At 42.1% G+C, this 12366-nt stretch carries 9 protein-coding genes; 1 reads left to right on the plus strand and 8 read right to left on the minus strand.

The genetic code is table 11. The features are described from left to right. Nucleotides 1-137 precede the first annotated feature (137 nt). From AB1S56_RS22105 to AB1S56_RS22130, 6 genes are all read right to left on the minus strand, one after another. On the minus strand, nucleotides 138-416 hold the full coding sequence (locus AB1S56_RS22105; RefSeq protein ID WP_340873711.1) for an HU family DNA-binding protein: 279 nt from the start codon (nucleotides 414-416) through the stop codon (nucleotides 138-140). 622 nt (nucleotides 417-1038) lie between these two features. After that, nucleotides 1039-1266, minus strand: coding sequence for a DUF5348 domain-containing protein (locus AB1S56_RS22110; RefSeq protein WP_340871918.1), 228 nt, complete (start codon nucleotides 1264-1266; stop codon nucleotides 1039-1041). After that, a complete protein-coding gene (locus tag AB1S56_RS22115; protein WP_367903357.1) occupies nucleotides 1263-2063 on the minus strand; it encodes an ExeA family protein in 801 nt (266 codons plus the stop codon). The genes AB1S56_RS22110 and AB1S56_RS22115 overlap by 4 nt, the downstream gene beginning before the upstream one ends. Further along, nucleotides 2056-3411 carry a DDE-type integrase/transposase/recombinase gene (locus AB1S56_RS22120; RefSeq protein WP_367903356.1) on the minus strand — a complete coding sequence of 452 codons (1356 nt, stop codon included), beginning with the start codon at nucleotides 3409-3411 and terminating at the stop codon, nucleotides 2056-2058. The genes AB1S56_RS22115 and AB1S56_RS22120 overlap by 8 nt, the downstream gene beginning before the upstream one ends. Before the next feature lie 46 nt (nucleotides 3412-3457). Beyond that, nucleotides 3458-3880, minus strand: coding sequence for a DUF6431 domain-containing protein (locus AB1S56_RS22125; protein ID WP_340873551.1), 423 nt, complete (start codon nucleotides 3878-3880; stop codon nucleotides 3458-3460). A gap of 1012 nt (nucleotides 3881-4892) precedes the next feature. After that, entirely contained in the window at nucleotides 4893-5918 is a 1026-nt protein-coding gene (locus tag AB1S56_RS22130; protein WP_367903395.1) for a YaaC family protein, read from the minus strand. Between AB1S56_RS22130 and AB1S56_RS22135 the strand changes: the two genes are divergently transcribed. Then, complete coding sequence (locus tag AB1S56_RS22135; protein ID WP_340873812.1) at nucleotides 5902-7239, plus strand: IS1380 family transposase; 1338 nt, start codon at nucleotides 5902-5904, stop codon at nucleotides 7237-7239. The genes AB1S56_RS22130 and AB1S56_RS22135 overlap by 17 nt on opposite strands. A 457-nt stretch (nucleotides 7240-7696) precedes the next feature. Here AB1S56_RS22135 and AB1S56_RS22140 read toward each other — a convergent pair whose 3' ends face one another. Together AB1S56_RS22140 and AB1S56_RS22145 are read right to left on the minus strand one after the other, a co-directional pair. Continuing rightward, a complete protein-coding gene (locus tag AB1S56_RS22140) occupies nucleotides 7697-8995 on the minus strand; it encodes a hypothetical protein (protein WP_340873022.1) in 1299 nt (432 codons plus the stop codon). A gap of 44 nt (nucleotides 8996-9039) precedes the next feature. Further along, on the minus strand, nucleotides 9040-12366 hold the full coding sequence (locus AB1S56_RS22145) for a DEAD/DEAH box helicase (protein WP_340873023.1): 3327 nt from the start codon (nucleotides 12364-12366) through the stop codon (nucleotides 9040-9042).

Raw genomic sequence — 12366 nt, forward strand, 5'->3', positions numbered from 1 at the left:
GTTTACAAAGAAAACCTTTCCTTTGGTATGTGGTTAGGTGATCCTCCACTTTTTCAAGGAAAGGTTTCTTTTCGTATTAAAAATTAAAGAAGGTTGTCCTTTAGTCATCAAGTGACTTATAGGACTACCCCATAATCTCATGTATTATTAATCATCTTTTTCAAAACAATACTCGCCCTAAATTCTAATTCATTTTTACTTGAAAGAATAATCTCTTCTTTTGTAACAGGATGTCTCCCAACGCTAGCAGCAACTTCTTTAATAGCAAAAGTCCCAAAATCCTCGAGCACTACTTTCTCTCCATCCTTAATTGAAGCGCATATTACTTCAATAAAATTATTAACTATAACTTCAACTACCTCATTATCGATTCGCACTTTCTCCACAACTTTATTTATTGCATCCACTTTATTCATTCAAGTCTCCTCCTGAACTATCTTTAACATTTATGCATTTCTCTAACTACATTTAAAACATTTCATATAATTTAGTAAAAGTATATGGCATTAAGAGAATTAAAATCAATTATTTCTAAAGAATTTACGATCATCATCACCAATGTTGGGCTGTTCAGAAGGAATTTGGATGGGCGATGAAAGATGGATTGAAAAGCACGCTTTCTTCCCCCCACTCGTCTGAGCAACGCAGACTTCCCGCGCCGACCTCGCCGGTCAAGACGCTACCGCCATGTTTTATCGTTCAAATGCTTCTTGGTGGGCCCCAAACGCATAGAGTTGATAGAGGAACTCATCATGTTCATTAGTAACAGAAACAAGTATGTATGGTATTCACCACCATGCAGTATGTATCTTGATAAATCATTACTTTCTGCTAATTATATCTGCCAACTGCATTTATTTATTCTTTCGTGTAATTTTCAAATCGATGATATCCACTATCTCACCTTGGTCAAGTGTTACTGCTGATCCATAATGTCCAGAAAATGATCACGTTAGTTGTCCAAGGTCTGATCGTAATCATGTCCATAGAGACTCAATGAATGGGAAAGCCGAGAGTATTACGGCTTTCCCATTTCTGCTAAACGAATCGAATGTGGTAAATGTCTTTGTTTCTTAAGTTAAATCGGGTTTCTCTCATGATCACGTACCAATAACGGTCAAGCTCGAGTCGACATGGGATGCCGCGATCCCCAATGCGAATTTCAAAACATTCACCGCAGTAAACAGGATAAGCGTTCTCTCCTAGCTGGACAAACCAACTATTTGCGTCCCGATCGTACGTCATCCGGTTCCAAGGCTCGTTCATGACAATTCACCCTGAATCACGTGCTTCACCATATGATCGTCAATGATGCGGCGCTTGATCTGGGCTCCGTAGATGAGGCAATGAGTGCTCAACTTGTTGATGAGTCTGGCCGATCCGCCCGAGAATCGGTAAACTTCATTTACCGCCTCATCCGAGAATATCTCATGATCGGTGCCGGCATATGCTAACTGACGCTTCAAATATTCGCCGACTTGGGAACGGTCGAAATAGGGCAGCTTGCACTGAAGGTCAATCCGCTGACGAATCGCTGCATAGGATTGGAGACGAAGCTTGTCCCATAGCTCGCTCTGCCCGACTAGAATCAGTGCCATAGGGCTTTGCGCATCCATCTTGCAGTTGAGCAGGAAGCGCACTTCCTCTAGCATCTCCCGATCAAGCAGATGGGCTTCATCTACGACGACAACCGGTTCCAGTCGATGGATGCCGCGCATGAGCTCCACTTCGCGATGTAGCTGACGCTTCGCATCGCCCCGGTAGAACTTCGACTCGCATCCGAGTTGTTCGAGCAGCCCTTTGTAGAAGTGGCGCGGCGTTAGCTTGGAGTCCGACAGGTACAGCAGCCTATACTTTGCGGCATCCAGCATGGCGGCAAAACGGCGGACGGTCGTCGTCTTGCCCGTCCCGCAGTCGCCGCTGATGACGGCGAATAATTGGCGCTCAGCAGCGTATTGCAACCGGTCCAGCATCTCTTCCATAGCACTCGCCGGATAAAGCTCTGTCACGGGAATATCCCGAGCAAATGGTGTACGGGTCATGTCGTAGAAGGATTCAAACATCCTTGCCAGCCTCCTTCCTCAGCATGCGGTAGGAGACGGCCGGCGTTTGGGTTTGTGCGCGCTCGTCATGCTTCCGCTCGGCACCTCGGAGCAAGCGGGATTCCGTTGCTGACTGCTTCTGCAAATGCTCTGGAAGGGCCGGCCGCTTGCCAGCCCTTTCTCCAATGATGAGCTCCCGTGCTTTCCAAGGCGTACATCCCTCGTATTCGATCGTCACTTCTGTGATATCTGCCGGGTCATAGACGACTTGAACCGTTTGCCCAATGAACAACAGCCCAACTTCATACTTCTTGCCTTGAAAGCTGATACAGCCGGCCTTATCCACTTTCCGCTGTTCCGCGTGGAGGAAGCTGGCCGCGAGGTGCTCGGAATTTACGAACTGAAGCGCTGCCGGATCGCTCCGAAACGCAGCTTCGGGTGTTTGTTTGTTCGCCAGCGCGGCATGGGGTTTATTCTGGTAGCACTCCGAAAGCCATACTTGGAACCAGTCGTTAAGCTCGGTGAGTGTCTTAACGTTCTCAAGCGCGACCTCGTCCAGAAAGCTCTGCACAGCGCCGTTTAGACGCTCAACCTTGCCTTTACTTTCCGGAGAGTAGGGCTTGGCAAAGAGCAAGCGAATACCGAGTTTCGCGCACGTCCGGTTCATCCAAGTCGTGCGGTATTGCTTGCCGTTGTCGAAGTACACGGCCTCTGGGACACCGTATTTCTCGATCGCTCTTCGGAAACTGTCCTCGACGATGGCTTGCTCCATCGACGCGTAGAAGGCTCCATGCAGCACATACCGCGTCGCGTCATCCACGAATAACACCAGATAGACTTGTTTCTTCGAACCGCCAGGACCAATGGGAAGGTACGGCCCATACTTGATGTCACTCTGCCATAAGCGATTGCGGGACTGCTTCTGAAAGCGCCGCGCGGCCGTACCGCCACCGGCATACATCCGCATCTGCCTTGAACTGTAACCGCGCCTGGTTAATCTCGCCTGCAGGGTGCTGCGTTTAATTATTCCAGGTGCGATCTTCTCCTCCCATTCGAGGATCTGGATAATTTGGCGCACACTCCGCTTCGGCACCTCCCGCCGAAGCAGGATCGCTTCTTCCAGCACCTCAGTTGGTATGGTGTCTGGCAGCGGCTTCCGGCCTTTGAGTTTCGGCTTGAGTCCGTCGAACCCATCCTTGCGATATTCGGCCAAGTACCGGCGCAGCGTCCTCTCTGATAAGCCGGACTGCGCACAAATGGCCGACTTTAACTGAGCCGCCTTCGCCGCATCCAGACCGGATGCTAGGAGCGGCGACAGCAGTTGAAAGCGTTCCGCCGCAACCTCGTCCGATTTCTTTTGTCTGTTCATCCTCATGCCTCCATTTACTAGGGTTAGCATGAGTCTAAAACAAGCTTCAGCGGACAGACAGGCAGAACGGGTCTGTAACCCAAAGATTTAAATTGGCGATGGGGCGGACAGTTCTTCCTAGCCATCCGGCTGCGTCACCGACATACCGTCCTAAAGCGTGGAGTGCGGACTGTGGAGCAACGGACGCTTGTTCCACAGGAAGCTGAAACCGGGTACTAATGGCGTGTAGAGCTGCTGCTGCATACACCGCCCAAACCTGAAACCAGGCCAGCCATCTAGAAATGGTGGATTCGTCTGCGGCTACTACCGAAGCATCTGGTTCTGCCCATACACCTTCGATGCTTTCAGCGTCATAACGCTTGTAGGGGACAAGCAGATCCGGCAGTTCATGATGAATTCTCGCGCATGGCCTACAATACAACCTCCGAATGATGAGCTTCGCCCGTTCTCCGCTGCTTCTGTACCACACCCGCCTCCGGCTGCCCGCGACCTCTAACCGGCCTCCGCAGCAAGGGCAGGGAACCAGTTCCGCACTCCTAACAAAAAACGCCGGATGCAGACTCCTTCTCAACCAGCGTGAAATCTGATACAATGACCATATTCTTGAGGTGACGCTTCCGGTTATGCTGCTACCAACAGCATGACGATTACGGGAGCGTTTCTTCTTTCTTTAGACTGATAGTATGGTCACTATATCGGTCTAAATTCGGACATTTATGAACGTCAACTTCCGGCTATTAACGGACGACAGAAACAGTCAAGAGCAGACAACATTCTAAACTGTGTAACTAAGCTATTCTCCATCTGATTAAGTTCTCCCACCAGTTGTTCGAGGTCATCTTCTTTTGTTGTATCGCCGAATAAGCCGAATAAGAGCCATGTTGGATTAATGTTAAATTCCCTGATATTAGCCAAAATTGTTTCCAGTGAAGGATTGTATTTGTTTTGCTATAATTCACTCAGAATCCCTTGGGACACCCCAATCTGGCTTGAAAACTCCATTTGGTTCATCTGATTTTTCTTTCTAATTTCATGAATTCACTCCCCTAACACTGGCTACAGTCCCTTCTTGATAAAAAAAGTCCCGATGATCTAACAAAGCATCATCGGGACAGTTCTAGGAGTTCCATACTTTTTTACTGGTTCCAGACATTCTTTACTGGTTCCACACTTTTATTTCATCGGACACGACTGTCAGGTGTAAAAAATCTCTGGAACCAATTTTGTTGATTTTATTGGGTTTGCCGCGGCACGTGATAATCAAGAAAAATAAAAAGTCTGGAACCGCTAGAAAATACCATGAAAAGAAAGTTGGAAACTGGACAGCTAAGTTATTGAGAGTAGTAGCCCTTTTTTTATCAATTTCTGTGGTTAAACTTAAAGCTCTTTGAATATATTCTTTAGCTTCTTCCGGAGCACAGGATGAACAAGAAACGAAATATCTTTTGTAAGGTACTGATAGCCTTATTCTCCCCCTAAATCTATAACCCTCTACGAGGGACCAAAAACTCTTCCCCTGTAATCTCAGAAGCAATTTCATGAATAAATTGATAAGGAGCACTTTTAATGAATTCCGATATCAACCAGTTTTGTTGACTATTTAGATGCTTAGATAAAGTTATTGGTTCATATCTGGATAACTCACTCAGTCTATGCATAGCTGCAAATGTAATGGACAACGCACTCAAAGGAATACTCTCCTTTGTATTCGTTCGTTTTATATACCACCTACTTGATATACCAGCAATATACTGCACATTTCTTCTAACTTTTTTATGATAATTAATAAATTTTGTAGTGGAAATAGTTTGATTACCCTTCCAACTTGTTCGATCCTTAAAGCGAACTACAAACCGGTCTAGAAAATTAATATCCCTTTCAAAACAATCATCTATCTTGTTTAACGTGTGTTGGGTTGCATATTTCTCATCGACTTCTGCACAAAACCAGCATTCCGTCGATTTGTCTTTTTTCACCCAAAACACATCATTCAATGGTATAAATAATTCTTTACTCCCTTCAGATGTATAGGTAAGACCATAAGTGCGATGAATATAAACTAAATTTCTCAACAATTCCTTTAAGGTATATTCGACCTTATTACTCCCTTGAGGTAGACAATCATTTAAACATCTGCATAAAGCCGGTAAGATACCACCTGATTTTAGAATGATTATCTCATTGCTTAAAGAAAGCTTTGATCTTTTCTGGTATCCAGAGACCCCATGTTGATCTGAAAAACTAATATTTCTAATTAATAATAATGTTTTTGTAGCATTTAAAAAGCAATAATATGAAGTTAACGGGGCTGATGTTAACGGCAATGAAAGTGTAGCTTCGTAAAACTGTTTCGCTTGTTGCCAGTAAAAAAGTCCTGAATCCGTGATACAAAGTTTATAAAAACCGAGATATTTAAAGGAAAATGCATCTCTGAAGTCGAAAATTAAAGATAATCGCTTATTATCTACTTTCACCAACGAGGTGCTGAATATGAAGATCCAATTCACCCAATCTAAGGAAATCCTCTTAACAACGCATGCAGGCTTGGCTGCGGTCGGTGCGCTGCTTTCCCATACACAGTTGTCTCAGCGTCTTAATCGCTCAGCCGTTAAAGGAATGGAGAATCCGATCCACGGGAACGGCGAAGTCATGAAAAGCTATCTTGGTCTGCTCTGCCAAGGTAAAAGCGATTTCGACCACATCGAGCCTTTTCGCAAAGATACGGTGTTTCAAACATGCCTGGGTATTCGCAAAGTGCCTTCAAGCCCTACGCTCCGTCAGCGACTGGATGCCGCTGCACAAACAATAGATGCCAATTGGAATGACATTCTGTTGCAGGAATCTGCCGACCTCATCCGAAACCTCAATGCCCCGGTAACTGGACTTGACGCAGGCGAGCATACGGTCATACCGCTGGACATTGACGTTTCGCCGTTCGATAACTCCGGCACGAAAAAAGAAGGTGTCTCCCTCACGTACAAAGGAACATTTGGATATGCCCCCATCTTTGCCTATTTGGGCCGAGAAGGGTATGGCGTAAATCTTCAATTGCGTGAAGGTAGTACACACAGCCAGAAAGATGGTGCTGATTTCCTTCGGGAAACGATTCATTACGCTCGTCGCATTACAAGTGATCGTCTACTCGTCCGTATGGATTCTGCTCACGATAGTCTTGAAAACTTGCAAGTTTGCCACGCGGAGAAAGATGTTGACTACATCATTAAAGTCAATCTTCGCGGCGCTTCCAAAGAAAGCTGGCTGCGAGTAGCCGAAGACAAAGGGATATCTTGTGAGCAACGCCCTGGGAAGACCACCTACATCGGCGCGATTACATTTCCACAGAAAGACTTCGATTGTAACCTGCGTCAAGTGTTCCAAGTCATCGTGCGTACGATCGATCGGGATGGGCAGGTGCTCATGTTTCCAGATGTGGAAGTGAACGTTTACTGGACATCTCTGACTTGCTCGCCATGGCGTGTCATTGAGCTTTATCGCGATCATGGCACAAGCGAGCAATTTCATAGTGAGCTTAAGACCGATCTAGATTTGGAGCGATTGCCGGCAGGCAAGTTCGATACGAATGAGCTAGTCCTGCACGCTGGCGTATTCGCCTATAACCTGCTTCGCATCATGGGACAAGAAAGCTTACGTCAAGATGATGCACCGATTCGTGGAGGCGTCGGGCGCCGTCGTATCCGAACTGTCATTCAGAACATCATCTACATCGCAGCTAGAGTCAGCCGCCATGCCCGACAAACGTCCTTCAATTTCGGCCGTTACAGTCCATGGTTCCAAACCGTTCGTCGAATCTACCAGGCATTTGCCTGATTATTGTGAATGAAACGCAAGCACAGCCACCAGTCGCCTCCCCCCTGTAAAAAAGGAGGTTTATTTCGCATGCCTTGCTTCCTGTGAAAAGCGCTTCTTGTTTGAATCCGAAGATGGGAATGTTGTAAGATACACAATCTTCTACGCCTGTTTTCCAAAATACGGACTGCCTAGGAGGTAGGGGACCTAAGCTGTCACGGATTCAGGAAAGTGCTTCGTTACTATTGTTATTTCTTTTCAACCATAATTCTACATACTCCCAAGGGTCATTTACCAAGATACTCTTACCGCTAAAATTCGGTTCATTATATGATCGCTTTAGAGTTAAATTTCTACGATTGATTTTTATAATGTTAACCATTTAGAACCCCCGAAATAGAACTCTCATTTCGTTTACTTAACTGTACCCTGACGAACAATTAACATTGGCGTGTATTTGTTTTGAAACTTATTTCGACTAAGGCATTCCGTTATAATCTAAATACTGAATCGAAACCGAAATTAGCGAAAGACATCTCTTGTAAAAATAATCATAGTGTCTATGATCCTCGATATCTGTTTTAGTTGTTTCATGGTGTCGAATTCTAAAGTTATTCCCAATTTGTGTGAGTTCAAGAAACTCCTTCTCAAAGAGTTCTTTATAATGGGCTTTTTGACCACTCATATGATTAATAATCCTGCTAATAGATTTCTTCTTATCTAATGTAGGAGAATAATATGTTTTAAGCCTTTCAAAAGCATCCCACAGCTTTTCAACAGCAATTTTAAGGTTACCTTCATCATAATAAATAGCTGCTTCTTGAAGTAACTCTTTGAGACCTGCTTCCTGGATTGGAACTAATGTATTAGCTTTTATTTGAGAAATAAATGTACTTTCAATTTTACCATTATTCAGCTTTAGGGCAATATTATTCAGTTTTAATATTGCATTAACTTGAGCCTCGAAATCAGTATTCTGGTTATACTTCTCAAAAAACTCTATTGCATCGATTACACAATAGGGTGAAGTATGGCATACAAAATCTTTTAGGTTATCTGTTTCCACATACTCCCTCTGACTATTGTAACATTTAGGTATGTAAAATTGCTGAATGTCGTTGAACACCTCTTCACTTGTCTTAACATTATAGTTCCAACCAGTTTCATCTGTTTTTTGAAGAACATCATTATGTTTTTCTAGAAATTGATAAATTTGATTTCTTGCACTTAGTTTGATTGATAGTGACATTCTCTTTTCTTTAATTGCCTTTTGATATCGTTGAGAAAAAGGGATAAATAGTTTGTTTTCTATCAAATCAAAAAATCTCCAACTATACACATCACGGTTAGATATTTTTTCTGCTGGGTAAATTTCATATCCATCGTTTTGTAGCAATTTGTTGACCTCTATAAGAAACTCTTTCCAATACCCTTTTTCATCTCTTACTGTGGGATGAAATATTTCGCAGATAAATTTTAAATATATTTCATCACTTCCGTTTTTTAATTGGAAGCGCTCGTCCTCAAATACCCAACAAAATGGATAATCATCATTGTTTACTGTATGTTGCCAGATATCTTCCTCAGCATTGTGGTATCTTGTATCTAGGCTTGGCATTCTCTTAAAATCATAAAGTCTCTGGAGAAACTCTCTTTCTTCTAACCGTCCAAAGTAATTGTACTGCACTCTTCGCATTTCCCATAAATCGGGCATATCCATCCCATGTTTAAACAAATCAAAAATATCACGCTTGGTTATCTCACTTATGGAATTCATATGTTTGAATTCTGCTCCTTTCTTACTTTTGTTGACAGAATAATCTAATCCCCATTATTTATAACAATTTGAGGGTTGTATGATCGCAATTGCCACTTGTCATTTTCATATATGAAGAATAGCCCCGAAATGTTAGCTATTTTGGAAAACGGCAAACTATCTGTTGATTCAACTTTCTCATAAAAATGACCGTCACTTGAAGTAAGAAAATACTCCCCATTGACCACTTGAAGATACAATTTATCGGGAAGATTGTGTTTTTCCCAAGTGAAATCAGGAAAACTAACCTTTTTTCGGGTTTGTGTTCTTAAGGATTCTTTAAACAACTCTATCCATACCCTAGAGCTGTCTGAAAGAGTATGATTACCTACTGAAAGGCCCGAAAGTGCTTGCTTGATATCAGAAATACTCTTATTATTGAAAATATCAAAAGCGGACAACTCTAAAGCGGCACTTCTAGAACGCACACCTGCCATATATATATTCACAGCTATATTGTTAGGAAGGCCCAGCTCAACAAACATGGCAAGTGAAGTATATAACTGAACTACATTCTCTTCTGTTTCACGATCAAATAATTGAGAAACAGCGTGTATAATCCAAGGTAACGTAAAGCCGTAGTAGTCTTTTGAGATTACGGCCGCATCTAGTTCAAGCGTCATAATGGTTGCGAGCGCATCTCCACTTATCCAAGAACGACGCATATTATCTAAAGCAGCTTGCTCTGGTATAGAATTCATTAAGTTCTTTGCTTTTTGGTTACTCCAGATTTCCAATTCACGAATAATACTATCTATCAACCCAATATAATCGTGTTCGCCAACAGTAGCTTGAATAAATGTCAAAGCAAGGCTTCTAAAAAATTCAATATCGTCTAGCATAGCTTTAGAGACAGACAATGGTACGCCAGAAGAAATTAACTTTTTTCTATCCGTCTTATTTGGTATTCTGCGCAACAGGGCAGTGGTACGTGCTTTTAAAAGAGCTAGGTAAGACTCTTCGTTCTCGCTTTCTGCCTGAATAAGTGCTAGCGAATTTCTAAAGACATCATCAATCCAGCTAATATCGACTTCATTTACACTAAAATTTTCATGCATTGCAAGAAGCTCATCATCTATGAAATCAAAAATATGGTTTAACCACTTAGAGAAATCTTCACGAATATTCCCTTCACTAAAGTCATTTGCAATTGTTTCAACAAGCAATGTGAAATCAGTTTCAGTACGATTTGCATTTTTGTATATAGCCTTCAACGCAAAAAGTAAACCACTTCTTACTATCTCCATTTGTCGATTATCAAAATAATTTTGGGCAAGTTGTCTATCTTTATTAACATGCCATTGTGACCTTGCTGTATCAATTGCATAGAGAATTTTTCCTTCAATATCGGAAAAAGCACGCCCTGCTCTTCCGCAAATATTCCAAAAATCTCTGTTGCTTATTGCTTCGTCACTATAATATGGAGTAGAAACAATCACAGTTGAAATTCCAACATTAACCCCTTGTCCGAGTGTTGAAGAAGCAATGATTATTCGTGGAGGTTTAGAGCGCATGAGCCTTTCAATAGCAATACGAACAAGTGTGGGTAGTCGATTATTATGACAAATGACCCCTTTTCTTGCGGCTGTTAAAACAATATCTTCATTCCCAAGCTCTTCATTACAAACACTTTCAAAAACATTCCATAAAGATGCATCCCATAGATAATCTTCTGGGTGCTTTCCTAGTGCTAGAAGTACATCCTTAGCCAACCCATTAATTGAATTCGCTCTTGCGGAATAAATCATAACTGTCCCATTTTGGGCCAATCGAACTGCTGTTGCTGCTACAGCTTCATTCTTATCATTTGGAAAAGGAGTTCTTCTGCGCCCGAATCCCAAAGGGCCTTTTTGAATAAAATTTGGGTTAAATGGTTCGCCCTCACTCTTCCACTCTAACCTAACCCGATTGCCGTCCCACAGTAGTAAGCCTAACCGTTCTAAAGCAGGCTTCCATTCTGACTTTGCTACCAAATTCGAGTCGCTTGTGATCCATTGAGCTAAATCTTCTGCATTTGGTAATACGGCAGATAAAAGCAGCATTCTAATTTGATTTCTAGAAGCAAACTCTTTGATATGCGTAAGGAACATTTCATTTTTAATATATCTTTCTTCTGCCCCCAACAAGTGACCTTCATCAACGACAATTAACTTTACTTCTGTTTCCAATCCTGACCCACAACGAATAAGTGCTTTTGCCTTTTCAGGCGTGGCAATTACGATTTGCGATTCATTTATTAGCTCAAAATCCGTAACATTTGCAGTTGAACCTCCATATAGCTGCGAAACTGTAATGCCTAATGGTCCAAATGTGCTATTTAGACTTTGTTCAATTTCAAAGGCTAAGGATCGAAATGGTGCAAGATACAAAACCTTTGATAATACATGGGTAGATAAGGTCTTAAGGATCGCTATCTCTGCTATTCTTGTTTTGCCACCGCTTGTACGAAGATTAATAACAGCACCATCATTATCACCAAGAGCAAGTGGCAATGCAGCTGTCTGAGATGGCCATATTTCTGTAACAGGAGATCTAAACCCGCTGAGTAAGCGAATATACTTTTCAGCGATATACTTTGCAGGAAGAAGTGGTGGTAAAGTAGACCATAAGGACGAAGCTTGAAAAGTAGAAAGAATAATTCTTAACAAACGAATAATTAGCCAATATAGCGTCAAAGCACTTTCGGAAGAAAGTGCTAATAGCTTCTCTAGAGTATCTTTTATAAGTGAAAAGTTGTCTTGATTGCCTGTGTAAATGAAGTCCATGACAATAAAAAAACAACGTGCTATTTCATGTGATATTACCCATTCATCAAATTCCCGAAGATCTAATTGTTCTGGTGCTTGTGTGAATAGAACTTTACTTGCAATTTGAAGCATGGATTCAAAATCTTTTTTTATAAAGCAAATGATTATTTGTCCAATTGTAAAATCAACATCAATGTTATGTAGGACAATAAATGCACGTGAGTACTGTTTAGCAGCATATAAAGACATCCCGGCAATGAGTAAATTATAGTTCTTCGTCTCAATCTCATCCGGATTAAACTTAAATGCATCCGATAATATCTTACCCGCTTTTTCCAATGCTACTAATCCCTCAGCAGGCTCTACCTCTTCATTTTCTATCAATGAACAGCCGCAGGAAATCAAAGTGTATGCTATATAGGTTGCTTTTTCTGTAAGTGCAGAATCAAAATTAGGATAATTCTCTGAGTTTTCTCTAACTTCTTGTAATATTCGTCGTGCATCAGTTTGAGTTATGAGATTTTCAATTCTACTTTGTTCTAAACTACGGAGCAATGATATTGCATAATCTGTAGGGATGCTCAT

The sequence above is a fragment of the Paenibacillus sp. PL2-23 genome, assembly GCF_040834005.1.
Classification (GTDB): domain Bacteria; phylum Bacillota; class Bacilli; order Paenibacillales; family Paenibacillaceae; genus Pristimantibacillus.